General features: G+C 38.2%; 22 protein-coding genes, 3 pseudogenes and 1 riboswitch. Of the genes and pseudogenes, 15 read left to right on the top strand and 10 right to left on the bottom strand.

Annotated elements, in window-relative coordinates; all coding sequences use genetic code 11:
* The 7 genes from KO473_RS01240 to KO473_RS01210 all read left to right on the top strand — a co-directional run bounded on the left by KO473_RS01240 (window position 1) and on the right by KO473_RS01210 (window position 10,464).
* On the top strand, window positions 1–636 hold the full coding sequence (locus KO473_RS01240; protein WP_005819813.1) for a hypothetical protein: 636 nt from the start codon (window positions 1–3) through the stop codon (window positions 634–636).
* A gap of 17 nt (window positions 637–653) precedes the next feature.
* On the top strand, window positions 654–1,841 hold the full coding sequence (locus KO473_RS01235) for a DUF4856 domain-containing protein (RefSeq protein WP_005776737.1): 1,188 nt from the start codon (window positions 654–656) through the stop codon (window positions 1,839–1,841).
* An 8-nt stretch (window positions 1,842–1,849) separates the two neighbouring features.
* Entirely contained in the window at window positions 1,850–2,950 is a 1,101-nt protein-coding gene (locus tag KO473_RS01230; protein WP_005819815.1) for a fibronectin type III domain-containing protein, read from the top strand.
* 27 nt (window positions 2,951–2,977) lie between these two features.
* A complete protein-coding gene (locus KO473_RS01225; protein ID WP_005819817.1) occupies window positions 2,978–3,901 on the top strand; it encodes a hypothetical protein in 924 nt (307 codons plus the stop codon).
* A gap of 80 nt (window positions 3,902–3,981) precedes the next feature.
* Window positions 3,982–6,258 (top strand): SLBB domain-containing protein, encoded by a 2,277-nt coding sequence (locus KO473_RS01220; protein ID WP_005819819.1) that lies wholly within the window; start codon window positions 3,982–3,984, stop codon window positions 6,256–6,258.
* Between the two features lie 340 nt (window positions 6,259–6,598).
* Window positions 6,599–6,818, top strand: a riboswitch (cobalamin riboswitch).
* A 60-nt stretch (window positions 6,819–6,878) separates the two neighbouring features.
* A complete protein-coding gene (locus KO473_RS01215) occupies window positions 6,879–9,395 on the top strand; it encodes a ribonucleoside-diphosphate reductase subunit alpha (protein ID WP_005819821.1) in 2,517 nt (838 codons plus the stop codon).
* Window positions 9,396–9,414: 19 nt separating this feature from the next.
* Window positions 9,415–10,464 carry a ribonucleotide-diphosphate reductase subunit beta gene (locus tag KO473_RS01210; RefSeq protein ID WP_005808712.1) on the top strand — a complete coding sequence of 350 codons (1,050 nt, stop codon included), beginning with the start codon at window positions 9,415–9,417 and terminating at the stop codon, window positions 10,462–10,464.
* Between the two features lie 369 nt (window positions 10,465–10,833).
* On the opposite strand, the gene KO473_RS23300 is transcribed toward KO473_RS01210, so the two are convergent.
* A complete protein-coding gene (locus KO473_RS23300) occupies window positions 10,834–11,025 on the bottom strand; it encodes a hypothetical protein (protein WP_232303439.1) in 192 nt (63 codons plus the stop codon).
* A 126-nt stretch (window positions 11,026–11,151) separates the two neighbouring features.
* Window positions 11,152–11,463, bottom strand: a complete 312-nt coding sequence (locus KO473_RS01200; RefSeq protein WP_005776745.1) for a hypothetical protein — start codon at window positions 11,461–11,463, stop codon at window positions 11,152–11,154.
* A gap of 159 nt (window positions 11,464–11,622) precedes the next feature.
* Between KO473_RS01200 and KO473_RS01195 the strand changes: the two genes are divergently transcribed.
* The 5 genes and pseudogenes from KO473_RS01195 (at window position 11,623) to KO473_RS01175 (ending at window position 16,172) form a co-directional block, all read left to right on the top strand.
* Window positions 11,623–11,877, top strand: a complete 255-nt coding sequence (locus KO473_RS01195) for a hypothetical protein (RefSeq protein WP_005819824.1) — start codon at window positions 11,623–11,625, stop codon at window positions 11,875–11,877.
* 21 nt (window positions 11,878–11,898) lie between these two features.
* Window positions 11,899–12,309 (top strand): hypothetical protein, encoded by a 411-nt coding sequence (locus KO473_RS01190; protein ID WP_005819825.1) that lies wholly within the window; start codon window positions 11,899–11,901, stop codon window positions 12,307–12,309.
* Between the two features lie 35 nt (window positions 12,310–12,344).
* Window positions 12,345–12,848 (top strand): annotated as a pseudogene (locus KO473_RS01185) (conjugal transfer protein TraG); the annotation flags it as partial.
* A gap of 262 nt (window positions 12,849–13,110) precedes the next feature.
* A complete protein-coding gene (locus KO473_RS01180) occupies window positions 13,111–15,156 on the top strand; it encodes an AAA family ATPase (RefSeq protein WP_005776749.1) in 2,046 nt (681 codons plus the stop codon).
* The gene (locus tag KO473_RS01175) at window positions 15,153–16,172 is read left to right on the top strand and encodes an HNH endonuclease (RefSeq protein WP_005819827.1); all 1,020 of its coding nucleotides are present in this window, start codon (window positions 15,153–15,155) and stop codon (window positions 16,170–16,172) included. The genes KO473_RS01180 and KO473_RS01175 overlap by 4 nt, the downstream gene beginning before the upstream one ends.
* An 86-nt stretch (window positions 16,173–16,258) precedes the next feature.
* Here KO473_RS01175 and KO473_RS01170 read toward each other — a convergent pair.
* A pseudogene (locus tag KO473_RS01170) lies at window positions 16,259–16,384 on the bottom strand (site-specific integrase); the annotation flags it as partial.
* Between the two features lie 244 nt (window positions 16,385–16,628).
* Here KO473_RS01170 and KO473_RS01165 point away from each other — a divergent pair.
* Together KO473_RS01165 and KO473_RS01160 are read left to right on the top strand one after the other, a co-directional pair.
* A complete protein-coding gene (locus KO473_RS01165) occupies window positions 16,629–16,970 on the top strand; it encodes a hypothetical protein (protein ID WP_005819829.1) in 342 nt (113 codons plus the stop codon).
* A gap of 25 nt (window positions 16,971–16,995) precedes the next feature.
* Window positions 16,996–17,948 (top strand): annotated as a pseudogene (locus KO473_RS01160) (transposase).
* A 423-nt stretch (window positions 17,949–18,371) separates the two neighbouring features.
* On the opposite strand, the gene KO473_RS01155 reads toward KO473_RS01160, so the two are convergent.
* The 4 genes from KO473_RS01155 to KO473_RS01140 all read right to left on the bottom strand — a co-directional run bounded on the left by KO473_RS01155 (window position 18,372) and on the right by KO473_RS01140 (window position 23,175).
* Entirely contained in the window at window positions 18,372–20,099 is a 1,728-nt protein-coding gene (locus KO473_RS01155) for an ATP-binding protein (RefSeq protein WP_005819831.1), read from the bottom strand.
* A gap of 13 nt (window positions 20,100–20,112) precedes the next feature.
* On the bottom strand, window positions 20,113–21,144 hold the full coding sequence (locus KO473_RS01150; RefSeq protein WP_005819832.1) for an SIR2 family protein: 1,032 nt from the start codon (window positions 21,142–21,144) through the stop codon (window positions 20,113–20,115).
* A gap of 11 nt (window positions 21,145–21,155) precedes the next feature.
* Window positions 21,156–22,247, bottom strand: a complete 1,092-nt coding sequence (locus KO473_RS01145; RefSeq protein ID WP_005819833.1) for a YhcG family protein — start codon at window positions 22,245–22,247, stop codon at window positions 21,156–21,158.
* 115 nt (window positions 22,248–22,362) lie between these two features.
* Complete coding sequence (locus KO473_RS01140; protein ID WP_250735816.1) at window positions 22,363–23,175, bottom strand: AraC family transcriptional regulator; 813 nt, start codon at window positions 23,173–23,175, stop codon at window positions 22,363–22,365.
* Between the two features lie 413 nt (window positions 23,176–23,588).
* Between KO473_RS01140 and KO473_RS01135 the strand changes: the two genes are divergently transcribed.
* Complete coding sequence (locus KO473_RS01135) at window positions 23,589–24,218, top strand: sce7726 family protein (protein ID WP_005657005.1); 630 nt, start codon at window positions 23,589–23,591, stop codon at window positions 24,216–24,218.
* Window positions 24,219–24,221: 3 nt separating this feature from the next.
* Here the strand turns inward: KO473_RS01135 and KO473_RS01130 are convergent, their stop codons facing one another.
* Genes KO473_RS01130 through KO473_RS01120 form a run of 3 tightly spaced genes read right to left on the bottom strand, consistent with a single transcriptional unit; the run spans window position 24,222 to window position 26,372 of the window.
* Window positions 24,222–25,283 (bottom strand): hypothetical protein, encoded by a 1,062-nt coding sequence (locus tag KO473_RS01130; RefSeq protein WP_005819835.1) that lies wholly within the window; start codon window positions 25,281–25,283, stop codon window positions 24,222–24,224.
* Complete coding sequence (locus KO473_RS01125) at window positions 25,273–25,806, bottom strand: ImmA/IrrE family metallo-endopeptidase (RefSeq protein ID WP_005657002.1); 534 nt, start codon at window positions 25,804–25,806, stop codon at window positions 25,273–25,275. The genes KO473_RS01130 and KO473_RS01125 overlap by 11 nt, the downstream gene beginning before the upstream one ends.
* A 2-nt stretch (window positions 25,807–25,808) precedes the next feature.
* Window positions 25,809–26,372: a hypothetical protein gene (locus tag KO473_RS01120; RefSeq protein ID WP_005657001.1), complete on the bottom strand. Its 564-nt coding sequence runs from the start codon at window positions 26,370–26,372 to the stop codon at window positions 25,809–25,811.
* Window positions 26,373–26,400 lie beyond the last annotated feature (28 nt).

The following is a 26,400-nucleotide window of genomic DNA, read 5'->3' as shown; positions in this document are numbered from 1 at the left end:
ATGAAACATATATGGATAATTTGCCTGCTGGTTGTATGCAGCTGCAATACAGTAAAAGAAGATTTCGCAGTGAATGAAGATTATGAAAAACTATTTCCACCCAAAGAGATAGAGAAACCTGCAAACAAGCGTGGAGAGCTGTTCGTGCAATTGTGCGATCCTAATCAGGCATTGGAAAGTTACCAATACCCCGGTACGGAAACACCGGATGACGCTGAACAATATAAGATAACCCTGATATGTTCGTTTCAGGAAAAAAGTTGGGATGGAAACCTTACAAATGATGTCATTGCCCAGTACAAAGTGAAATATATTAATGAGAAGAAAGAGCTGGTTACAATCAGTTGTGGAAAGAAGAGTGCGGGAGTGGCACGAGAGGATACAGGCCGGTTAATCCCTAACGTAATGTATAATGGAGAGAAATTGGAAATCTCTTTTAATGTCCATTCGGGATTTCCTTTATATCTGTGTGTTACCGGGGAGGGACCCAGGTCTTCCAACATAAAAGCAAGTATCAAAGCCGTTTCTATCGACGGACTGATTGAAATTCCCGGTTTGGAAACAGAGCAATATCAAAATGAGGAAGGGATCAACCCACTGAGGTATCCTTATTGTGAATATTTGATTTTACCTTAAGAAAAAATAGCAAAAAGATGAATTACTTACTGAAATATATACTCTCTTTCTGTCTGCTGACGAGTGTCGCAGCTTGTACCGAAGGGATAAATGAAACAGTGGAAAGTGCGTACCAACTTCCGGTATTTCCTGAACCTTCATACAAATTCTCAAGAAACGGGGAGAGTTCTGTAAATGTGCTGGAATGTGAATTTCTGAAATCTCCCATTGACCGAATTTTTTCGGAATATATGAATGAAGCGCGTATGAGTACTCAAAGAGATTATGACGAAGCACGCCGTATCTATCATGAAGGGACATTCGGACTGAAACCCCAGAAAGAAGTTTCCACTTCTCCTGTACATCTGAACGATAGAGAAAAGATTCTGCGAGACATTGACAATTGGTTTGAAACTTCTGCACGCATTGCGGGTTTAGGGGCGAACATTCCCTCTTACGAACATAGGAACAGGGAAGCTGCGAAAGGTTCGACGGGATATGTAGGCAATAATATAAGCGATTCAGATATCTGTTATGTAGATGAGAAAGGGATTGCCGTGGCCGAGGTTTACAAATATGCTGTTATGGGGGCGATATATCTGGACAAAATATTGAATATACATCTGGGTGAGGAAATATTGGGAAATAACGAGATACTTGTCCGAAACGACCTGACACAACTCTTACCCGGTCATAACTATACAGAGTTAGAGCATCATTGGGATCTGGCTTATGGATATTACAGCTTCTGGAAAACATTGGCTCAGGCCGATGGCTTACCTGCCCTAAAAGACTGTCACTTACGCATCTTCCGCTCATTTGTAAAAGGACGGACCTTTATGGAGACTTCCCGATATGATGAAATGAGGCTACAGGCCGATACCATCAGACAAGAGCTTTCGCGGGTGGTTGCCGCAAGAGCTATGAATCTGCTTGTCGGCCCTAATACATTTGCCAATCTAAAAGAGAATCCCAGACGTGCATTCCGCCTGCTCTCCCAAGCTTACGGGTTGATCTATGCTGCACAATTTGCACGTAATACGCAAGGAAAGCCATTCATTACAAACGAAGAAACCGGAAACTTATTGCATGAACTGGAGAAGAACGATGGTTTATGGGATAAAGAGCGCTTATTGGGAAGAGAGCAAACTGAAGGGGCGTTATATAATTTGGCAACTCGCATTGGAAAAATATTTGGAGTTTCATTGGAAGACATTAAAAAATAAGGAGAAAAATGAGAAAGATACATAAACTGCTTTTACCGATAATTATATTCATGTCGGCAACAATCCAAGTCAAAGCTCAAAAAGAAAATATCATTCCCAATGGAGGATATGAAGAGTGGAGAGATGGGGGACAGCCCATTGGCTGGCGTATAGCAAGCGACTTTAGTCCGGAACAAGTACAGGAGAGGCGTCCCGAGAGTCCGGGTACATATGCACTTAAGATATGGCTCAACGGAGGATCTATCTATTTGGCTCAACCTACACCGGTAGAAGGGGGAAAACAATATGCATTCTCTTTCTGGTACAAAACGAATATAAAAAACACTGAAATAGCAGTAACTTTATTGTGGTATGATGATGGAAGGGTAAAAAGTAGAGAGAAAATACTTTCGGTAAGAACAGTTAAAGATGAATGGAAAAAAGCGGAGGGTGTCGTAACAATTCCGAAAAATGTTTATAGTATGGGGATGGGCATAAAAACACTTCGGGTTTATCAGGAGGGCTATATGCTGTTCGACGATATGTCGATAGTGCCCAAAGGGACCGGACCGGACATATCTTCCGTCCCGAAAGCTCCCCGCAATCTGAGTATAAAAGCGTATCAGAGCGAAATGGAGATCTCTTGGAATAAAGTCATGGATGAAGAAATGCGATGGGAAGTTATGTTTGATGGCAAAACCGAAACAACCACATCCGGAAATTCATATATGAAGACAAAACTTAAACCGGGAAGTGAGCACCACGTTAAAGTAAGAGCAGTAAAGGGTAACGAGTTTTCACCATATGCCGAACGAAAAGGAGTGACGGAAGGAATGAGTAAAGCAGAAAACTCTGAAGATCGGATTCCTTACCTGCGTACTATCACTCCTGACGGGAGTTGCAAGGGGCGTTTCCTAAAGCTCTATTATAATGAACTGGCCAATCCTGATGCGAGAATCTCTTATAAATTGAACGGAATGACAGTTAACCCCAAAGATGATACTTTAGAGTTCCCGGAGTTCGGAGGATTTTACAAACAGTTTCGACTGGAAATCTATATTGATGAGGGAGAAGGTCGTGAATGGGAGATTTTATATCCCCAACTGGGTGTAGAAAAGATTCAAGAATAAAAATACAATTAAATAGGAAATAAACCAATGATAAAGAATGTAATAACCCAATTGTGTATCATTTTTTGCCTTATTTGCTTTTTTGCATGTGAAAAACAAAAAGAAGAACTTCCCGATATCCGGATAGGAAAAGAGAAGAGTGTCGAAGAATTGTTGTTGAATAAACAAACGGAAAAAAGACTCCTTCTCTCAGGCGGAAACGGGAAATATATAGTTAACGTAGAAAACGCACAGATAGCTACTGCCTATATAAGTATGGACACGCTTAAGGTAAAAGGTCTGTTGGAAGGTGAAACGTTTGCCACTATCATTTCGCATGACAAGCGTGCAAGGCTGAAAATCAGCGTGGTCTTTCCCGACTTGGAAGTGAGCCATTCAACGGTTCAGTTCCTTCCCGGATTTAAAAGTAAATACGTAAGTATCTTCGGAGGAGGGGAACTGACCAAATTGGAAGAGAACGACCCGGCGGATATCATGGATATCAAATGGGACGGCTCTACCGGGATGCTTGAGATAAATCCCAAATATGAGGGAGAAGCCCAAGTTATCGCTATTTCTGAAGATGCAAAAGAGAAGAAAATCATCCATATTAAAGTGAGACCGGAAGGAGAACTGGAGACTTCGGGTTGGTATAGTACCAATGCAAGTTCATATTATTTGATTTTGAATAATAAAATGGTAGTCAAAAGAAAAGGAGTAGGTACGTGGATTGCAAACAGCGCCCGTCCTTATGGAGGGGGAGGAGTGACTTATAGTAGTTCTTATATAAAATTAGCTCCCATTGTGAACCCCATACAGGGTGATTCTGTTGATCTGAATATTCTTCGTTATGAATCCCAAAAACCGCAAATAACAGAAGGGATACATCGGTTGTTTGTAGAAGAAGTGCGTGAGTCTGAAGTCATGTTGCGGGGGAGAGGTTTCAAGTTTCTGCTTCCTTATCAGAAGTGAAATATGGATGTGGATTGTGTTAATTTATGGGATTCATTATTTGTGTTAGAATCTACATGATTAATTAATAACTGTGTTTTATGAGTATAGAAATATTGTTGCAAACCGTTGCTGTGGGTTTTTCTTGTCAGTCGCTTTCTTGCGTCACAAAAAAAGTAAGCTGTCTGATTGATAAGATATCCGGCAGGGTGAATGATAAGGGAGCATTGTTATTTGCCCTGTTCATTCTATTGGCGGGCGGGAGCAGGGCAAGGCAACATAGAAAAGAGGATTTTATAATCCGTGGTAAGCAGGTTGCAGTTTTTGGACGCAATATATTTACTGACCGGAATTTATCTTTTGAACCTAATCTGGATATCCCTACCCCTGAAAATTATGTGTTAGGGTCCGGAGACGAATTGATTATCGATGTGTGGGGCACTTCCGAAAATACAGTCAGAGAAATTATTTCTCCTGAAGGTACTATTCACGTGGCAGGTATAGGTCCCATCTTTCTGGATGGAATGAGTATACAGGATGCCGAACGGAGCTTAAGACGTGAATTCAGTAAGATTTATGCCGCTATTTCCGGAAAATCGGTTCATATCAAGTTATCATTAGGGGGAATCCGTACCATCATGATCAATGTCATGGGTGAAGTACAGGTACCGGGTACTTACCGCTTGTCGGCATTTGCATCGGTATTCCATGCCTTGTATCGTGCCGGTGGGGTCAGTGGTATTGGAAGTTTACGTGATATTCGTGTTGTGAGAGGTGGAAAAGAGGTCGCTTGCATTGATGTATATGATTACATTATGAAAGGAAAGTTGACGGACGACATCCGTTTATCGGAAGGCGATGTCATTTTGATTCCTCCTTATGAGAATTTGGTTAGTATTTCCGGAAAAGTCAAACGTCCGATGGCGTATGAAATGAAAAAAGGAGAAACCATAACAACTCTGCTCAGCTATGCGGGAGGTTTCACGGGAGATGCTTACCGGGACGCGATACGTCTGTTTCGTCTGAATGGGAAAGAGAAACAGATATACAATGTAGGGCAGGATGATTACCAATCTTTTGTTTTGACCGACGGTGATGAATTGTCTGTTGAGGCGGTATTGCAACGTTTCTCAAACAAAGTTGAAGTTCGTGGTGCTGTGTACCGTGCCGGCGTATATCAATTGGACGATAGTATCACGGGAACTGTCAGGCAGTTGATCGGCAGAGCAGAAGGACTTCGGGGAGATGCTTTTCTCAACAGGGCTTTGTTGAGACGTGAGCATGAAGACCTAACACATGAAATGATCCCGGTCGATTTGAAAAGAATGATGGCTGGCGCAGTCTCCGACCTACGTTTACAGAAAAATGATGTTCTTTATATCTCGAGTGTGAAAGACATTGAGAAAGAAGGTACTTTATCTATCTATGGTGATATAAGGAATCCGGGAGATTTCCCTTATGTTAAAAATACGTCCATACAGGATTTGATTGTAAAAGCGGGAGGATTGCTGGAATCTGCTTCTATGGTCCGGATCGATGTCTCGCGGCGGATTAGAGATCCTAAGAGTATATCATCTTCCACTGTTATCGGAAAAAGCTTTACGGTTGAACTTAAAAACGGGCTGGTGATGGGGGAGGATAAAGGATTTGAACTGGAACCCTATGATATCGTTTTCATTCGCCGAAGTCCGGGATATCGTAAACAGGCCAATGTAACAGTTGAAGGCGAAGTGGCCTTCACCGGTAATTATACATTAATCCAAAGTAATGAGAGGCTGAGTAGTCTGATAGCAAGAGCCGGCGGACTATCGAAAGAAGCTTATGTAAAAGGAGCGCGTCTGATACGCAGAATGACGGCGGATGAAATGCGTCAGAAAAAGGATGTGCTACGTTTGTCGGTCAGAGGAAGTGAAAAGGCTTCTGTATCTCCGGTTACTTTGGAAGCCTCTTCCACTTATCCGGTAGGCATAGAACTTGAGAAAGCATTGGTAAATCCAGGCTCTGACGAAGATATGGTTTTGCGCGAAGGAGATGTACTTTTCGTTCCTAAATATGTCAGCACGGTAACAATCAATGGAGCTGTGATGTATCCTAATACGATACTTTATCAGAAGGGGAGCAGTCTTAGTTATTACATTGAGCAGGCAGGTGGATTTGGAAACCGGGCACTGAAGCGGCGTGTTTATGTAATATATATGAATGGTATGGTTTCTCGTCTGAAAAGGAGAATGGGCAATGCAATTGAACCCGGATGTGAAATAATAGTGCCAAGCAAAAAGGGCAGGAAAAAAACTGTGGCGGCGGACGTTACAGGGATGAATACTTCCATCGCCTCTATTGCCGCAATGGTGGCTGCTATGGTTGGTATGACAAAGTAATGTTCATAATAAAAAGAGTAATCCGACAGCTTTTTGTACCCTTAAGATTAAATAAGGAGGCAACTTATAACAGAGTTAGTGGAAAAAATGTCAGTCAGTAACAAAGAAAAGGGACAATCAGCCTAAAACAAATTAACGGTATACGTAATTTTTTCCATCTTGCGCACTAAGATGTATATCTCGCGTGCTAAGATGTGCATCTTGGCTGCTGAGATATACATCTCGGCTACTGAGATGAACTTTAATTGCCTTCTCAGTTAGGATGGATAATCTGTGCATAATACATCTTATGGCAACTTTTTTTAACTACGGAATTATTTGTATATTACTGAAGTCTTTCGTTATTTTGTGGCGAATTGGTTCACTTATGCTTTTCTGCATAAGTGATTAAAAGGGAATCGGGTGTAAATCCCGAACAGTCCCGCTGCTGTGAAACTCCGGTAGACTTACCGATACTAAACTTATTGCCACTGCATTGCCCAAGTAGATGAGGAGAAGTGTGGGAAGGCATCGGAAAGGAGGAGTCAGTCAGAAGACCTGCCATTCATCAAAGGCTGTTTCTACTCGGGGGGTAGGGAAACAGTGCGAAACGATAAAATAATTCATTTCAAGAACATTTCATGCAAATAATCAAGAGGAATGGGGCTACGGAACCATATAATAGAGAAAAGATAGCCGTTGCGATACGGAAGAGTTTTGCCAGTACCGGAAGAGAAGTACCGGACGAAACCGTTTACACAATTGTAGATGAAGTAGAACTCTTTTTGTGTGATGAAGTACACCGTAGCGTGGAACAGATTCAAGATGAGGTAGAACGTGGTTTGATGGAACATGGCTTTTATGCCGAAGCTAAAAACTATATACTTTATCGTTGGCAACGTACGGAACGGAGAAAAGCTTTTAACCATATTGTCAGTAGTATAGGTTCTGAAGCGTTGGCTGACACATTGAAAGATATTCAAAAGGATTTTGTTGCCAATGAATATAGTTTGGTGATCCTGGCAGAGAAGTTTGTAAACCTCTGCAAAACCGATATGACAGTTGAAGAGAGGTTGACGACTCTTATTAAGGCTGCCGTAGAGCTTACTACGCAAGAGGCGCCTGACTGGGAATTTATTGCTGCCCGTTTGTTTAATTTTCAGTTGACGCAGAAGTTAAAGGTACAGGCAGAAATTGCCGGTATTTATTCTTTTTATGACAAGCTGCGCTATTTGACGGATGAAGGTTTGTATGGTGACTATATCCTGAGCGCTTATTCTCCACGAGAAATAGAAGTGGCTGCCGGGTTTATGTGTCCCGAACGTGATAAACTTTTCAATTATTCGGGATTGGATCTTCTCGCGAAACGTTATCTTATCCGTACGCACTCACATGAACCAATGGAATCGGTACAAGAAATGTATTTGGGGATTGCGCTTCATTTGGGTATGTCCGAAAAGTGTGATAGATTGCAGTGGGTAAAGAAGTTCTATGATATGCTGAGTCGGTTAGAAGTAACCATGGCAACCCCTACACTGTCCAATGCCCGCAAGCCTTATCACCAGTTATCCAGTTGCTTTATTGATACAGTGCCCGATAGCCTGGAGGGGATTTATCGCAGTATCGATAATTTTGCCATGGTCAGTAAGTTTGGCGGAGGAATGGGAATGTATTTTGGTAAGGTGCGTGCGGCAGGAGGAAATATACGAGGGTTTAAGGGAGTGGCAGGCGGAGTAATACGCTGGATGAAACTGGTAAATGACACTGCCGTAGCTGTCGACCAACTGGGTATGCGTCAGGGAGCTGTAGCAGTATATCTGGATGTCTGGCACAAAGATTTGCCCGAATTCCTGCAACTCCGCACCAATAATGGAGACGACCGGATGAAGGCACATGATATCTTTCCTGCCGTATGCTATCCTGATTTGTTCTGGCGTATGGCAAAGGAAGACCTGAATCAGCAATGGTACTTGTTCTGCCCCAACGAAATTATGAATGTCAAAGGGTATTGCCTGGAGGATTATTATGGAGAAGAGTGGGAGCAAAAATACTTGGATTGTGTAAACGATCCCCTTCTCTCTAAGCGGGTTCTGAACATCAAAGATATTGTCCGGTTGATACTACGCTCTGCCGTAGAGACAGGGACGCCTTTCACATTCAACCGGGATACAGTGAATAGGGCTAATCCTAATTCGCATCGGGGGATTATTTATTGTTCTAACCTATGTACGGAAATAGCTCAGAATATGTCATCCATTGAAACAGTTTCCACTGAGGTCCGTACGGAAGGTGGTGATACGGTTGTAGTCAATACCGTCCGTCCCGGTGACTTTGTCGTTTGTAACCTTGCCAGCTTGTCGCTTGGACATCTTCCATTGGAGGATGAACGGCAGATGAAAGAAAAAATAGCTGTTGTAGTACGTGCGCTCGACAATGTGATTGATTTGAATTTCTATCCTATCCCTTTTGCCCGGATAACAAACCATCGGTACCGTAGCATCGGTTTAGGGGTGAGCGGTTACCATCATGCACTTGCATTGCGCGGTATCCGTTGGGAAAGCGTGGAGCATCTTGATTTCATTGATAAAGTATTTGAGTGTATCAATTATGCCGCCATCGAAGCAAGTACCGGGCTTGCTAAGGAAAAAGGAAGATATGTTTATTTCGAAGGAAGTGACTGGCAAACCGGAGCTTATTTTGCGAAACGTGGTTATGATTCTCCTCAATGGAAAGATTTGGCGGCCAAAGTTGCGGCAGATGGCATGAGAAATGCTTATCTTCTGGCTATTGCTCCTACCAGCAGCACTAGTATCATTGCCGGAACAACAGCCGGAACAGATCCGGTCATGAAACGTTTTTTTCTTGAAGAAAAGAAGGGTGCCATGCTTCCGCGAGTGGCTCCGTCATTGTCTGATAAGACGTATTGGTTGTATAAGGGAGCTTACCGGATAGACCAGACATGGAGCATACGTGCTGCGGGTATCCGGCAATTGCATATTGATCAGGCACAAAGCTTGAATTTGTATATCACCAATGATTTTACCATGAGACAGGTATTAAACCTTTATCTGTTGGCATGGGAATGCGGAGTGAAGACAGTGTACTATGTACGCAGTAAATCGCTGGAAGTGGAAGAATGTGAAAGTTGTGCATCCTGACTAACATTAAATAATAAATATGGAAATAAAGAAATTAAAGAAGAATGCCCTCTTCAATCCCGAGGGTGATACCGAACTCCGTCTCAGAAAAATGATTGGCGGGAATACAACTAATTTGAATGATTTCAACAATATGCATTACAAATGGGTGAGTGACTGGTATCGTCAGGCCATGAATAATTTCTGGATACCCGAAGAAATCAATCTTACTCAGGATACAAAGGATTATCCACATCTGGATAAGGCAGAACGGACAGCTTATGACAAGATATTGAGCTTCCTTGTTTTCCTTGACTCCCTGCAAAGTAACAATCTGCCTACTATCAGTGAATACATTACAGCAAATGAAGTCAATCTCTGCCTGCATATTCAAGCCTTTCAAGAGTGCGTCCATAGCCAAAGTTACAGTTATATGCTGGACTCTATATGTAGTCCGGAGGAGCGCAATGACATTCTGTATCAATGGAAAACAGATGAGCATCTATTAAAAAGAAACACTTTTATAGGTAATTGCTATAATGAATTTCAGGAAAGCCAGGACAGCTTTACGTTGATGAAAACATTGATAGCCAATTATATACTGGAGGGTATTTATTTTTACAGTGGCTTCATGTTTTTCTATAACCTGAGTCGTAACGGAAAGATGTCTGGATCTGCTCAGGAAATCCGTTATATCAATCGGGATGAAAATACCCATCTTTGGCTGTTTCGTAATATCATTCTGGAATTGAAGAAGGAAGAGCCGGAATTGTTTACTTCTGATAGGGTGAAAGTATACGAAGCGATGATGCGTGAAGGAGTGAAACAGGAAATAGAATGGGGGCAATATGTGATAGGTGACGAGATCCAGGGATTGAATAAGAAAATGATAGAAGACTACATTCGTTATTTAGGAAACCTCCGCTGGACCAGTCTTGGATTTACTCCATTGTATGAAGACAATTTAAAAGAACCCGAAAGCATGCGTTGGGTATCACAATATTCCAATGCCAATATGGTAAAGACTGATTTCTTTGAGGCTAAGAGTACTGCTTATGCAAAAAGTACAGCATTGGAAGATGATTTGTAATTGGTACATAAATGAAAGATATAATCTTTCACTTCACTCCTCACAAAAGTTTCCATTTCGATGATTTTCCATTCGCTTCCGAACCTGGTTCTGCCGCAGAAGACAGGGCAGAAGATAAGAAAGGATAGTAACTCTCCGTAGAAGACAAAACACCGGAACCCCGACCAAATTTATGGTTTGAATTCCGGTGTAGTCTTCCTTCAAGCAGTTTTTTTCATAACGTAGATCCTGCGGTAATACAACACTTCCCGGAACTGCCATCAATATAAATGCCATCATCAAAGAAACCACCTCCTTCAACGGACTGCATCGCTGCACTACGCTCCGGTTCCGGTAATTACTCTGGTGGCAGAAAAAAAGATAATCAAGCTATTCCGATTCATCCCGAACTCGCAGGACTGTGTGCCCACAATCCAGTTGATCCTGAAGTTGGTAAAGACTATAGCAAATGCTCTGCTGCGCCAAAGGCGAAACAGGCGAGGCTGTAGCCACTGTTATAATAGAATATTCCACTAAACAATCCGACGTGAAGCCCAGACGGGCGAGTTGTTCCCAATCCATGCGGTTCTCAAAGCCCAACGGTTGCGGACTTGTTCCCCTGCTTCGGATTGTCCGGGGGAGGAACCGGTAAACGACTGTTATTCCGTTGCGGTGGGAGATTTCTGCTCCTGCACCAGTATCGGATAATCATTCGGATTGATCTTGTACAGGTCGATGAGATCCTGTTGTCTTCGGGATATCCCAGCATGTCGGTAAACACGTCCGTCGTATCCGGAAAGGAGACGGGAATACGGTAGTTTCCATTGAGGGCAGCAACAAGCGCCATATCCCTTCCTTTGCAGCGGACTTGTCCACTGCTTTGAGTTTGCTGTCGTCGTCCTTGTCGGCCATGAGTAATACTTCTTCTTCATTCTGATTTTCTTTCATTGTAATTTGTTTTATGTAACTTGCATCTATCGTAATGCGGGGCGAAAGTAGATGCAAGTGTCTGTAATTCAATGGAACCTGAATAGCGTGGCACCAAGTGGCACTAAAGTGGCTGCTTGTGGCATAATTTGGTGATTTATTATAAATTCTTTCATGTTTGTTCCACCTGATGATATTTTTTGTATTTTTGAAGAATTATAAATCAAGAACTTACGTAAACACACAACCAATATGAAATATAAAACCAGTCTGATAACTATTTTATGGGGAAGCCTTTTATGTTTTACCTTACCTGTTTTAGCACAAAATAGCCTACAACATCAAAAAGACTCTTTGCGGCAAGTGATTGAACACTCTGAAGGTATTGATAAACTAAAGTCATACAACAGATTGTACTATTTATATATGTCGGAAGTTGGCGACGACCAAAAAATGGATACATTGCTGAGGCTGTTCAGCCGGGTTGAAGCCGAAGCCATAAAGTAGGGAAATGTAGAAATGCAGGGAATGGTGTATGGAAATACCATCATATCCCACATAAACCGGAAGGAGTATGATGAAATCATTCAAAAAGCGTCCGGCTATCTTGACTTTTATATTCGGCATGAACTGTGGAAATTCTATTATCAGATCAATATGCAGCTAATCACTGCCTATAATCTGAAAGGGGATTATAAACAAGCAGCCGAAGCAGCAGAACTAATGTTCGACCGTGCCAGGAAGCGGGAGGATAAGGCAGGGATGGCATTGGCGCTCTATGCTACCGGAATCACTTATAATGTTCAGAATAGATGGAAAGAGGAAGAAGAATGTTTCAGAGAGTGCGTCGGCTTATTATGGGAAGTTTCGGGATACGACAATATCCTGACACAATCCTATGCGTTCTTATGCACTGCTCTCCGGGCACAGGTAACATAGCTGTCACGCATTAACTGGTTGTGGAAGTGTGAACGGATAAAGAGGCCGCCGTGGTGATAAACACCGTCGGTAATATCTTTTTCGGGCAAGTCGTCGGCGACACGGCAAAAACGCTTTCAGACCGCTTTGGGAAAGTGTTGCAGAAACGCCAGTCGATGACCATTAACCGCAATAACAAATCAACGTTCATCTCTAACCCAATGGATTCTCTTATTTCCCCCAGCAAGATTTCAAATCTGACACAGGGGAGGTTTGCCGGTGTGGTGGCGGACAACTTCGACGAGTGTATCGAGCAGAAAATTTTCCATTGTGAAATTGTCGTTGATAACGAGCGGGTAGCCGCCGAAACCAAAGCGTACAAGAAAATCCCCGTTATCACCAACTTTGTAGATGAAAACGGCATTGACCACATGAAAGAAATGATACAGGAGAATTATAACCGCATCAAAGCCGAAACCAAGCAGATCGTTGCCAATGAGTTACAACGCATTGCGGACGACCCCGACCTGTGCCACCTGTTGCCGAAAAAGGAGGAATAGAAATGACAAACTAAAAAAGGTAAGAAAAGTCCATTAATTTTTTACCTTTTGGGTTGTGAAACTTAAGATGAAGCACGCCCTTATAAATTACAAAATCTCATCTCTAAAATTCAAATAGTAACCTGATTTTAGTAATTCTTCATCACTTTAGGCGAAGACCTTTTTTCGTTATTATTTTGCTCCTCAAGTCTTTTTCCGTTAATCGCATAGTATATTTGATAGAATATTATACCTTTGTACGTTTTTTATAAAAAATATTAGTATGGCATTTACCATTAATTCTATAGAAATATATTCAGAATGTAAGTTTCGAAAAGTAGTGAAGCCAGGAAAATACACTTTTGTTTCCAGAGTGGAAGATACAAATGGATTTTTCGGGAAAAATATCATGGTGTCTGCCATTGTTGGGAAAAATGGTAGTGGAAAATCGTCCCTGCTAGAACTGATATTCCGGATGATAAATAATCTGAGTGCCTTTATGGTTATTGGCAACAGACGTCCATCAGCGGCAAAGATGTTTTATGTAAAAGGTATAAGGGCGGATTTAAGTTACGAGATAGATGGGATGTGCGGCATTCTGAAAAGTCGTGATATGAGCATGGGGTTAGAATATAATGATGAAAAAGTTTGTTTTGGTAAACCCTGCGAGGAATTTACGGACTATGAAGATTGCAGCAAAACAAATAACGATAGAAAGATTGAGCTGATGAAACAATTTTTCTATTCCATTGTAACCAATTACTCATTACAGGCTTATACGGCAGAAGATTACAAAAATGAGAAAGTATGTGAGATAACAAAGGAGGGGAAACTTACAGAGAAGACTGAAACCGGTATATGGATTAACAGCTTATTTCATAAGAATGATGGTTACTTAACGGCTATGAATCTTAATCCATTCAGAAACAATGGAAAAATTGACATGGTGATAGAAGCTAGATTAGCACGACAGCGAATGGCTGCTCTATTACTATATTCCAGGGAAAAGAAGCAGCAACTAATTGAGGGATATAGCTATGGGAAGATTGAATATCAGCTTGATATTTCCACATTCAAAGATAAATTTAATCAAACTTATGAGGAATGGATCGGAAACAGACTGGTAAAGAAAGCAGAGATGACGGTTGAAGAATTTTTGGAAGAGTTCAGAAAGCAACTTAGAAGTGAGGAAACGATAGCGACAAGAATCTTGCAACAATTCCCAATTGGTAAGATTGATCCGGACTCAGACTTAAAGTTATATGGTTATCTGTACATCGTGTACAAAGTACTGAGTATTGCGTCAAAATATCCTTCATATCGGGAATTTGATGACATCGGCGATACATCACTGTGTATTAAAAAAGTAAAAAAAGAAGAACGGGTAAGAGCAATATTACTGGCTAAAAGGGTGAATACAGACCATTCTCACATCACCACAAAAGTAACACAAGCCATAAATTATATCCTGAAACTGAACAATAGTCCTGACTGTTCATTCATGCAGGATTCAGAAACGCCTTTTTCATATGAACGATATGAAAATCTGAATACAGCAAAAGGAGAGAAAAAGCGAGCAACTACGATTGAATTTCTGATGAGCCAGACACCGCCTCCGTTTTTTCTGCCTCATATTTATTTAAAACCCAACAACAGTGATCCTTCCGAAACCGAGCCTTCCAAAGGCGTTTCGATGGAATCATTAAGCTCGGGAGAGAGGCAGTTTTATTTCGCTGTCAGTACACTTATCTATCATATATTCAATATAAAATCGGTTCCTATCAGTAGGATTCACTACCGAAATATATTGTTGGTACTGGATGAAATTGAGCTTTGTTTTCACCCGGAATATCAACGTACTTTCATTAAACGACTGATTGATTTGTTGGAAAGGTTGCACCTGAACACTTTTCTTTCATTTCACATTATCACCACTACCCATTCGCCTTTTATCCTGTCAGATGTTCCATCTGATAATATCCTCTACCTCAAACAGGGTATAGAACAAAATAACAACGATTTTATCAATCCATTTGGCGCTAACTTGAATGATATTTTATATCAGAGTTTCTTTCTGGAAAATGGCTTTATGGGAGCTTTTGCACAGGAAAAGATTAAAAGCCTGATAAATTTTCTGTCTTCAGAAAAAATGGAGACCAAAGAATGGGATAAGTTTAAAGCCGAAAAACTGATAAAGTGTATTGGAGAACCAATCTTGAAAGTGCAACTGGAGGTTTTATTTGACAGGAAATTTATAATTGAGATTGAACGGCAAAAATTAATTGATGATTTGCAAGCAAGAATTGATGAATTAAAACGTGAAATATGAAAAGGATTTTTATAACTCCGAAAATAGAACGGATGGCTTACGATTTCTCCACGACATTATTTACGGATAGAAATCTTACTAAATTTGACATGCCAAAAGACAAACTGCAGTTACTTGAAAATACATTAAGGACAAAACGGACAGGGTGTAAATATGCGGACTATGTGCATGAAATATACGATAAATATTCAGATATCCTAAGACTAAAGCCAAGCGAATTTGAGAATTATAAGACAAATCATTTTTCTAACTTGACTGATGCTGAACTTAGAAAACCAGTGCCTGGATTCTCAAAAGTAGACGGTATTAAGAAGATTCAATTCTATAAATTGGTTGTTAATGCGATGCGCTATGATGGGCTGCAAAAGAAAGACTTTCGTCCCTATATAAAAAAGTTAGGGATCAGGACTTGTGTCTATTGTAACGCGCAGTATGCTATTACAACATCGGAAAATAAGGGACAGAGAGTTACTTACCAACTTGATCATTTCAAGCCTCAATCCGAATATCCATTTCTGTGTACTTCTTTTTTTAATCTCCAGCCAAGCTGTGGACATTGTAACCAGAGTAAATCTGATAATCCTGCGTTATTTAGACTTTACACGGAAGACTATAATGAACTTTACCCATTTTTTTTTCATATTGATCCTGCAAGCATTGCCAAATATATGCTGTCTCATAATTGTGATTGTCTGGATATTAGATTAGATGTACACACCAAAAATGCCCAGAATCTGAAGTTATTGCAGAACCATCAGGATAGATTTCATATAGATCAAATCTATTCTGAATTTACGGATACAGCTGAAGAAATTATTTGGAAAGCAAAAATTTATAACAAAACCTATCGTGAGCAACTTATGAGTGAATTCAAGAAATTGTTTGCTAACGGAATGATAGATTTCTCCCGTTTTTTTTATGGATTTTATATTGGAGAGGAAGATATACTAAAACGTCCTTTAACAAAACTGATGCAGGATTTTGCAAAAAAAATGGGATTGTTAGTTGATAAATAATTATCGATCAAAATTATTTTACTTTTAACACTACTAATCCACTGCTTCCATGATTCTGTGTCTTTTAAAATTTATGCGGATTTGAGAGTATTGAATTGGGTCTGTTTGCCGTTAATTGTGATACGGGCATGAATGGGTACTAAACCATTCTTTTTCATCTTGTCTTTTTTCAGGTAAAACAATACGCTGAAAGTACTTTTTTCATTCTTCATAATCTCACTTTTTTTAGATTGCAAAACTAATTTTAATCACTGTAAATGAGATAAATAGAGTATAGACAAATCACGTCAAAAGTAAGCCATTTTCCGACAATCGTACCCCCCTAATCGTTTTTGGGGGAAGGGGATACGATTTGGATACTCAACCGTGTCTTTTCGTGCCCCTTTTTGGGGATCAATGAATAACTCTGAGGGGTAAAATTATAAATTCTTATCTTTGCCTTCAAATTTATAGAAAATGGAGTTAAATGGTTATCGCCTTCTTCTTCCTGAAGGCACCTTGGATTGCTTTGCTCTTGTTGATGTGAAGGAAAGCATGAATGAGATTGTGATTTACCTTGAAGAGAAGAATCTGGTTCCTGAGCAGTATGCCGGTGAGGGCACTGAGAGCAAAGGCTTTTATGATCCAGTGGTTGTTCAGGACTTTCCCCTTCGTGGCAAGAAAGTGTATCTGAACATTCGCCGTCGTCGCTGGATATTAAAGAAGAGCAATGAGTATATCTGCCGTAACTGGCGCATGTTAGCTGAGGGTACTCGTATGACGCAGGATTTTGCGTTTTTTTTAAAAGAACTATATTGATAATTATCCGATCAGCTGCAAGTTATTGGGTACTTTATATGGCGTTGACGGGGATTTATTTGAACGTCAATACCGTAACCATTTAAGTGGCTACCTCCACTGGGAGCAGCTTGCCCACGCAGAGAACTGGCTTTTGTTTGAAAAGAACATTGGTGCCTACGTCTGCATTGATGAAGTGGCTCTCTCTCGTGGAGAACTCTATACTGTGTTGATTAATAAAGAGGCTCACGGTGGTAAAGGCAGTATTATCGCTATCATTAAAGGTACGGCTGTTTGTACAGTCACCTCTGTCCTGCTTAAACTTTCCCGTCGTCGTCGCTACCAGGTACGTGAGATAACATTGGATATGGCCCCCATATGGCACAGATTGCCCGGACTTGCTTCCCTGCCGCCAAACGCGTTACAGATCGTTTCCATGTACAGAAATTAGCTTATGAAGCTGTTCAGGAGATGCGCGTGAAAGTTCGCTGGGAGGCTTTGGACGAAGAGTCCATACAGATTGCTTACGCAAAGGCCTGCGGAAAGATGTATCATGCGCCCGTTTTCGCTAATGGAGATACAAGAAAACAGTTGCTGGCAAGGAGTATTTATCTGCTTTACAAAAAAGAATCGCTATGGACTCAGTCACAAAGGATACGGGCCGAGATTCTATTTAAAGAATATCCCGATATAAAGAAGGGATATTATCTGGCCATGCGGTTAGGCTCAATCTATCATCAGTGTAAGTTTAAAGATATTGCTTTGACAAGGCTTGCAAGGTGGTATGATGAAGTAGACAAATCGGAGTTCCTCACCTTTGGAAGGGTAGCGCGCTCTATACAAACGCACTATCTGAATATAATAAACTTCTTTGAAAGAAGGGCTACCAATGCAGCAGCAGAATCATTTAATGCTAAAATCAAAGCGTTTAGGGCACAGTTCAGAGGAGTAAGAGATAAAGCATTTTTCTTGTACAGACTCGCCAAATTATATGCATAAAAAGAAAAGCCCTCAGATTTTTACATTGATCCCTTTTTTGTCTTTTAAGCAAGACTGAAACAATAAAAAAAGTCCTACAATACGTTGATATTGTAGGACTTGTCTCTTTTTTGTCGCCGTTTGGCTTTGTTCTTATGTGATCCGCCTGGTTTGTGAACCTTGCGGTATATTCTCCTAAAAATCAATATCTTCGGAATTATAAGCTTTGTATCAGTCACGCTTTAGTCCTTAAAAACAGTCCGCTTCTGTCCGGTGTCTGTCTGCTTATATCTTGGGTTCAAAAGTATGCATTCTTTTCAAATTACGCAAGTCTTTGATTATTAATATTTCAACTTAGGTGCAAGGTGCAAGCTATATATACATATATATGCTTGCACCTTGCACCTAAAATTATCTTGTCCTAGAAAAACTTTACAGATTAGTTTATTCTGCTTTATATTGTTTTATCATATTATCTATGGCAGATAATAGATTTTGAGAACCTTCAGTTTGTCCCCATATCTGCCAAAATTTAATCGTTTGGCTAGATGGTTTAATAGTGGGTTCATCAATCCTGATTCTAGAAGGGAGTAGAGTAGCATCACCAACGATGATGGCTTCTGCAATATCTAGCAATGATAAGTTATCTGCAATGTTGCCTAGATTATCTGGTAATAGTCTTTTTATCACGCTTTGATCTTCTACATTTGTTAGCCGAAGGCTGATAAAGTTATTACATTGACTTAGGACTGTTCGGTTTACTTCTGATGGCCTTTGACTAATGATGACAAGCCCTACTCCATATTTTCTTCCCTCTTTAGCTATGCGTTCAAAACTTTTTAATCCAATTTCAGCTACTGAATCACTATGATCTAATTGCTGAACATAGAGGTGTGCTTCATCGCATAACAATGCAACAGGGTGTCGGGAACTTTTGTCACTCCACTGCTGGACAGAGAATATTATTCTTGTCATTAAACCAATTACCAAAGGTAAAATATCAGAGGGAACCTCAGAAAAGTCTATAACTTTCACTCCCTTCCCAGTACCATCATCCGTTCCCATTAATTTTGTGCAAAAAATCTTTAACCAATCTACATCCATTTCTTCAGAAGTTAGAGAAAACATAAATCCCAATCGTTTATCCTCTAATTTATTAGCTAATCTTTGATTAAACCTTGTTAGCTTTCCATTGTATGGACCTGCTTTTTCTCCTCTACTGCCTTCGACTTTTTCTTCATCTAATTCTTGAAGTTTTTGCAGTACTTCCTTCAAATCATATGGAACAGGGCTATCTAATGTTATTTGTTTTGTATATATTGTTCCCTCAACGTTGCTCTCTTTATGAGTTAGAATTTGTTTAGATAAAAGCATGGCTTGGTTGGGAGCATTCATATCGCTACGATCTAAAAGTAATGCTTGCATTTCTTCATAGTTCAGTAACCAGTAAGGAATCATTAAAATATTATTCGATAATTTATCTTTTGATATTAAATCATTTGGAGAGGCTATTTTGTATTGCTTAATTCCAGACTTTAAAAAACTTTCATTTGAATATTCTCCATGTATATCAAATAATATTGCATTCGCCATTTCTAAATCAGATATTTGCTCAACCAATTTTGCTACACAATATGATTTTCCACTTCCTGTAGAACCAACAATAGCTGCATGCCTTTGAAAAAATTTATCTCCATCAAGGTAAGCTACAGAGCTTTCATCCATAGAATATTTTCCAAGGTTTAACGGGTTAATTCCTTTTTCTATCTCGGCAGAAATTGTTTTCATTAATTCGGATAACTTTTCACCATCGATTTTATAACACTTAGCATCGATGTAAGGTAATGCTGTAACATTGCGTTTGAATACATTAGAGAATGTCCCAAGTCTATCATGAAGTTCACCTACAAATACCATTTTGATTGTGTTTACTGGAGTAAAATCTTCCATTTCATCATCATTGTTAGTTGATGATTTTCTAGCAATTTTCACAATCATACCAACTATATTGCGGCTTGAAAAAGGACTTTCTATAGCTATTAGTTGGTTAATTTGTAATGTAGATAAATTATTGTCATTTTCAACAACAGCGGTAGCAGTACCTGTATCGACACTATTAATGAGGGCAATAGCTTCATTCTTATTATAACTAAATATTGTTTTTTCTTTCATCGTATTATTGTTTTTAAATTATTTTACACAAACCTTCTATTGTCCAATATATTTCATTTGGGATGTTTAAAGCATCGGGTTCATTAGATATCCAAAAGTTAGTACCATTATGATTATCATCTTCAATAATAATATAATTGCTACATTGCTTCATTACTGACTCTTTTATTGAATCTGTTGCTTTTTTAGTAACTATAAGAATTGGTACTCTTTTTTTCTTTGAGTGGTTAATTAATTTAGGGTGTACATGACTATCATTAAATCCATAACCAATACATAAGAAGCCACTAGCTTCATTAAATATATTATCAACGATGGATAATAAACTTCTATGAGGGTCATTCTGTGTTTTTTCATACTTATTAGTACCTGGTGTAATAATGCATGGTGTACATCCTAAAGGTATATCGTAAGTATTAGGGAAACAGAAAATATCTTCATTTCTATAAAACCAATCTAATGATCCATGTACCTTCCAAATATTTATGCATCCTGTATAAGGCTTCAATTTAGCATATAGCTTAGGGTTCAGATCTGTGAAAAAGACACCTCTTAGGTTGTGTGAAAATCCTGTATTTAAGAATGCATCAGTTTGCGAGGCGGCATATTCTGCTATTTTATCATAATTGGTAGACACAATATTAAGGATAGCAGAATCTCTACCATATATAATGTGATTAAACAAAGATACTAAATTTATTTCTTCGCCTTGCTTTACTTTTTCATATATTTCCTTGTCCTGCTTTATTATTTTTTTCCAAACAAGTTCTACTATTTTTAGCTCAACCTCCATTGTAACCTTGATTTTTAATAGAGCTTCTTCTAAGCCTAAACCTGCATTTAAGTTATCAATGAATTTGTTGATACAATCTTGAGATTCCTCATTAGAATATGGATTATCTTTGAAAAAAGTTTTGAGTTCTAATGCTAAATCCCACATACTTGATATGTTGTATGAAATAGATGCTCCCGAACCTAAAACGATAACGGGATTGGCATTTATTACATTCTGAATCTGAGTAAATAATTTCTCCTTGTTAATCATGATTTCCAAGCTTATTCTACTAATTTATTTAGCTCCTCCTCAACTTCCTCAACTGTTGGTAGTTTGCTTTTTAAGTTTTCAGGAAGTAACTCCTTAACATTAAATTCACTTACTCCAATCGGTGACGAAATATTTTGTAATGCATATTCTACTTCAATCCTATCTTTATCTCGGCAGAGTAACATTCCTATAGTGGGATTGTCGTACTCGCCCCTTAAAGTATTGTTGATTAGGTTTTGATAAAAGTTCAACTGTCCTAAGTGTTCAGGTTTGAAATTGCCGTTCTTCAACTCTATGACAACATAAGCCCGTAACGGGATATGATAGAATAAGAGATCGCAGAAATATTCTTTATTATTCAAGTTCAAACAGTATTGCTCTCCTACAAAGGCAAAGCCTTTGCCTAATTCAAGAAGAAATTGAGTGATGTGCGTGACAAGCTGCTTTTCTATATCTCGCTCCCGTGCTTTTTGAGATACAGATACAAAATCAAACCAATACGGGTCTTTTACTACTTCCTGTGCCATATCTGCTGTTAGAGCAGGTAAGGTCTGCAAGAAGTTGGTTTGTCCTTGTCCGTAATGCTCATAGAATTGTTGCTTCAACTGATTCTCTAAAACACTTCTACTCCAGCCGTTAGATAGGGTTTGGTGCGCATAAAATAATGCTTCTTCTACGTTTTGGGCTTTGCTAATTATCACCTTTTGATGTCCCCAAGGTATATCGAAGATAATTCTATAGTTATCAGCTACTTGTAATTGTCCCTCAACTTGGGGGACAATTACATTATTAGATGAAAAGTGTATTTTCTCTGCGTAGAACTCATAGAAGTTCTTGCTGTAGTATAGGTTCTGACGGGAAAAGCCCTGCATATCAGGAAACTCATTGCGCAAGTCTACTGAAAGCTTGTTTATTACCTTGTCACCCCAATTCTGTTCTTTCAGCTTCTGAGAGATCATTTGTCCCAATCGCCAATAAAAGTGTATCAACTCCGTATTGGCTGTTTTTATCATTCGTATTTTGGTAGAACGAATTTGCTGCTTGATGGCTTTTAGCCACCCTCTATATTCGCTATCTATTGAGTTTATAGGATAATCTTTCATGTAACTATGTTTTTTACAAAGGTAAATAAATTTATGATATTATGTTTTTGAAATACATTCTTTTAGCACGGTTTAGAAGAAAGCACCTTGCACCTAAAGTTTGTATAACTTGTGTCTACTTTCTATATTTGGTAGGTTGTTCTTTAAACTGCTTTTTAAAGAACTTGTTAAATGCGCTCTGTGATTCAAACCCCAATAAATAAGTAATATCAACCAATCTAAAGTTCTGTTCTAAATATTTTTCTGCTAATTCTACTCTAACTTCATTTAGGATAGTCTGAAATGAAGTGCCTTCATGAAACAATTTACGTTGAAGCGTTCTCTCCCCTATATTCATTCTTCGAGCAAGTGTTTTTAAGCTAATGTCCATTAGCGGCATATTTTGTAGTAGTTGCTCTCGAATAGAAAGTGATAAAGGTGGGTGGGAACTTCCTTGCGAAATAGAATTGATTATATTTTCTACAGTTGATAATAATTGACTATTAGCCATCAGAATTGGTAAATTAAGAATTGATTTATCAAATAATAATACAAATTTATCTTTGCTATAAATCATGGGGAAGTCAATAAACTCGTTCAAATCGTCATTGTTGCTTTCTCCTACATACATAGAATACACATTTAAAGGCTTTATACGTTTCCCCGTAAGTGTATAGAGTATTTGTAGAGTGAGCCCTATCTGACACTCGTACAGTTGTCTTGTTGCTAAAGGATATTGTTCTGCAAATGTCTTATCAATGTAGATTTCATGGTAAAAGAAACTTTTTTCAACATAGTTCTTATAACTATAAAGAGGGTTAGCAACTGGGGTATATATATTAGCCTTATCAAAAATATCTTTAACACTATTACAATTTAGATAGAGGTTGTACATAACTCCCGCTATTGTCACTGGAATAAGAAAACCTTTTTCTAACCCCAAACTCAAACAGCTACATTTGTTTACAACACGTTCAAGGTATGTGCCAACTATACCACTTGGTAATAGCGCCAATGGTTCATGCAGAGAGATAAATGGGAATCGAACTGAGTTGTATTGATCACTATTGGTCTTTACAGAAATGCTTTAGTTTGCTGGAACGAGTGCATGAAATGTCATAATAAGTCATAAAGGACTATGGAATTGAGCACCATAATGGGCACTACCTCATGGTTGATTGCAATGAATATATGCAAAAAAAGTTTGTGATACGTTCTAAATCTTGTGTGAAATTTTGTTTCTTCTATTCCATTGCCATGAGGCAGAAAGTATCATATGAGCTCCACTAGCAAGATGTTAAAAGTATATTCTCTTTTCCATGTTTTATTGCAGCCCTTATATTTTCTATGTAATTTTGTAGTATGAATTTAGATAGTAATAGTTTCATTATTAAAGCTCGTTTTATCGACCATATATTAAATTCTTTCTGTTCTGATAATATTTGTATTGGGCAAGAAGTAATGTATGGTACTAATCGTCTTTTGGCTGACTTGGTTTTAGTTGCTGATGGCAAATTATATGCATTTGAGATAAAGGCATACAATGATGATCTACGACGAATAGAGAACCAGCTAGCTAATTATAGAAAAATATTTGATTTCATATATGTAATAACTACAGAAAATCATCTAGCAAATATTAGAAATATTCATCAAAAAAAAGTTGGAATTTATGTGTTTAATCCTGACGGTACAATCTCAGAAAAGAGAAGAGCTCTTGAACAAAAAGTCTTCTCCAAAGAAGATGCTTTAAATACAATTCCAGCCCTTTTTTTAAAAAAATATTTTTCACTCCCTTCTACATTGACTGCAGATCAAGTAAGAGGAAAATTGATGAATTGTAAAAGAGAAATAGTGAAAAATAGCCTTCACTCTTATATGAAAAGTATAATATCATATAAGTATGAAAACTTTATTGAGAATAAAGGTGAGGTGGTACATTTTGAAGATGTATCAATCCTTTCTTTAAGAAACTATTCTGTTTTAAAATGAATATTATCTTAACGATAGACGTCTTAATTGTTGCTCGATGTAAATATTCATTCTGACAGATATCCAAAATGAAGGTGATGAACCTGGAGAAGCGCCATCTGCTGCAATAATAATTTGGTTTATTCCCCAATTTTTAATTTCAGACGGGAATCTCCTATCTCTTGTTGCATCTACAGCTACTAAGGAATAGGTTACAGCATATCCTTTAGGTACCTTTCTTCTCCGATAGTAAAAAATTTCTGTTTCTAAAGGAACGTCAATTCTTGGTCGCCAGCCATTTGCCATTATGACATTATCATTTCTAATAGGATTTATACTACCATAATCACTATACATGATACTTATATCTGGAATAGCCTTTGAAACCTCTCGGTATAAGCGGATTTCTGTTAGTTGAAGTGTAGATGAATCATCCTCACCGATTTTGTCAGGAAATGATGTTGATGCCAATATGAAGTTTACATGAGGTATTTTATTATAAACATCTTCAATAATCCTCACAGCTTGTTCTTTGCATGAAGATAATTCAGAAGCTCGGATATAGCTACAATCAATAATAAAAAAGAATTTTTTGTCACTTGATATTGATTTTGATATAATATCTATATCATCGCTATATCCTTCATCTTCAATATTACATCTATAGGAAATTCCGCTAAATTTTTTCAAAATTGAAGATACTTGTTTTTCTAAATTATCTTCAAAATAATCATCATCAACATTTAATAATATTGAAGGATAAATGTCTTTGAATATATCTTTCTCCTTTATTTCTATTAAAAAGTTAATCCAGTTTTTATATCCGTTATCTGGTATATAAAACATATCAATTTGAGTACTGGACAATGCTGGCTCCGTAGTTAAATCTAAAATAATATCCATGTTGCCAAAACATTCTGCTAACTGATCTATCCGCTTTTGAATATCTCCAATCGTGTCTTTCTTAGTTTTTCGACCTCTTGTTAATTCTATAATAGGAAATATTCCTTTTTTATTAGAAAAGTTTCTAAGAGCCCTTATCTCTGAATCTCCAGTCTTAAACAAAAGTCCATATTTATTCTTCATCGTCAATCAATTTATAACCTAAATCAATAAGTCTGTTTCTCATAGCAATAAGAGATACTCCAAACCTTTTAGCTAACTCTTTTAAAGATAAAATATCTTCTGATATTGCTGCTTTTATAGATTTCTCAGGCATAAGTAATTCTGCAGCAAATTGATTTGCTTCATACTCTATCATAGTTTTATTTTCCTCTTTTCTAAAAAAAGCCGTGTCCTCAAATACTGAGTAATCATTCCGATGTAAACAATAATGGGCGAATTCGTGCGCTAAAGTATATCTTTGCCTAGCGTCATTATGCTTAGAATTCACTACTATTGTCCATTGTTCCCCCTCTTTTTCCAATTTACCTGATATTTCAGGTGACAAGGGGGCTTTCCTAATTGTTATATTATAATCTTTAATTAAGCGATCTATATCTAATTGATTATTAATAATCAAATCATTATGAGATGCATAATCTAACATCGCTTCTGCATTCAATTTAATTGGAGAAGCTCCTTTTCGTCTTATTCCTCGAACTCCCATGATTATTTTTTTACTTTCAATCTTTTTAAATCAGCTTTATTTTTAACTTCGCTATCATCTTCAAATTCATCCCATTCTGATGACTCTTTTAGGTCTTTCAGCTCGGCTTCTAATTTGTTAATTCTTTCTGTAGTATCAAAAAGAAGTTCTTCTATCTTGCCTTTTGTATTTTCAATAATTACATTTTGTATATCTGGGGATTTCCTCAATAGCTCTTTTACTTGCTTCTTTACTTCATCTACAGTAATGAATTTTAAATGAAAAAATGTAACCAAAGAAAATATTGCGAGTAAAGCAACTAAAAATGTTATAACTGTATTATAGTAATTAACAACATTGTTTGTATACTCTTGTGGCGTTAACAATACACCTTGTTCTTTAAGTTTGTTTATTGATTCTATCTTTGCATTAATTTCTTCGATTGAAATAGAATCATGCACAGCTTCAATATTTGCAATGTGTATAGGGTGTATGACAGAATTATGTCTATGACAAAATAGACATATTGCTATAGCAATGCATATGAAAACTATACCTCCGATAAAACCACCTACAAATCCTCTCATTTTTATTATTTTTATACCTAATCACAAA

The sequence above is a fragment of the Bacteroides sp. HF-4919 genome (genome assembly GCF_018860125.1).
Note: the sequence above shows the minus strand (reverse complement) of the source record. Positions and strands in the feature narration are given on the sequence as shown.

What these genes read in the sequence shown, in the direction of transcription:
- KO473_RS01240 (WP_005819813.1), top strand. Translation starts at nt 1, where the DNA reads ATGAAACATATATGGATAATTTGCCTGCTGGTTGTATGCAGCTGCAAT.
- KO473_RS01235 (WP_005776737.1), top strand. Translation starts at nt 654, where the DNA reads ATGAATTACTTACTGAAATATATACTCTCTTTCTGTCTGCTGACGAGT.
- KO473_RS01230 (WP_005819815.1), top strand. Translation starts at nt 1,850, where the DNA reads ATGAGAAAGATACATAAACTGCTTTTACCGATAATTATATTCATGTCG.
- KO473_RS01225 (WP_005819817.1), top strand. Translation starts at nt 2,978, where the DNA reads ATGATAAAGAATGTAATAACCCAATTGTGTATCATTTTTTGCCTTATT.
- KO473_RS01220 (WP_005819819.1), top strand. Translation starts at nt 3,982, where the DNA reads ATGAGTATAGAAATATTGTTGCAAACCGTTGCTGTGGGTTTTTCTTGT.
- KO473_RS01215 (WP_005819821.1), top strand. Translation starts at nt 6,879, where the DNA reads ATGCAAATAATCAAGAGGAATGGGGCTACGGAACCATATAATAGAGAA.
- KO473_RS01210 (WP_005808712.1), top strand. Translation starts at nt 9,415, where the DNA reads ATGGAAATAAAGAAATTAAAGAAGAATGCCCTCTTCAATCCCGAGGGT.
- KO473_RS23300 (WP_232303439.1), bottom strand. Translation starts at nt 11,025, where the DNA reads ATGGATTGGGAACAACTCGCCCGTCTGGGCTTCACGTCGGATTGTTTA.
- KO473_RS01195 (WP_005819824.1), top strand. Translation starts at nt 11,623, where the DNA reads ATGAAATATAAAACCAGTCTGATAACTATTTTATGGGGAAGCCTTTTA.
- KO473_RS01190 (WP_005819825.1), top strand. Translation starts at nt 11,899, where the DNA reads ATGGTGTATGGAAATACCATCATATCCCACATAAACCGGAAGGAGTAT.
- KO473_RS01180 (WP_005776749.1), top strand. Translation starts at nt 13,111, where the DNA reads ATGGCATTTACCATTAATTCTATAGAAATATATTCAGAATGTAAGTTT.
- KO473_RS01175 (WP_005819827.1), top strand. Translation starts at nt 15,153, where the DNA reads ATGAAAAGGATTTTTATAACTCCGAAAATAGAACGGATGGCTTACGAT.
- KO473_RS01165 (WP_005819829.1), top strand. Translation starts at nt 16,629, where the DNA reads ATGGAGTTAAATGGTTATCGCCTTCTTCTTCCTGAAGGCACCTTGGAT.
- KO473_RS01155 (WP_005819831.1), bottom strand. Translation starts at nt 20,099, where the DNA reads ATGAAAGAAAAAACAATATTTAGTTATAATAAGAATGAAGCTATTGCC.
- KO473_RS01150 (WP_005819832.1), bottom strand. Translation starts at nt 21,144, where the DNA reads ATGATTAACAAGGAGAAATTATTTACTCAGATTCAGAATGTAATAAAT.
- KO473_RS01145 (WP_005819833.1), bottom strand. Translation starts at nt 22,247, where the DNA reads ATGAAAGATTATCCTATAAACTCAATAGATAGCGAATATAGAGGGTGG.
- KO473_RS01135 (WP_005657005.1), top strand. Translation starts at nt 23,589, where the DNA reads ATGAATTTAGATAGTAATAGTTTCATTATTAAAGCTCGTTTTATCGAC.
- KO473_RS01130 (WP_005819835.1), bottom strand. Translation starts at nt 25,283, where the DNA reads ATGAAGAATAAATATGGACTTTTGTTTAAGACTGGAGATTCAGAGATA.
- KO473_RS01125 (WP_005657002.1), bottom strand. Translation starts at nt 25,806, where the DNA reads ATGGGAGTTCGAGGAATAAGACGAAAAGGAGCTTCTCCAATTAAATTG.
- KO473_RS01120 (WP_005657001.1), bottom strand. Translation starts at nt 26,372, where the DNA reads ATGAGAGGATTTGTAGGTGGTTTTATCGGAGGTATAGTTTTCATATGC.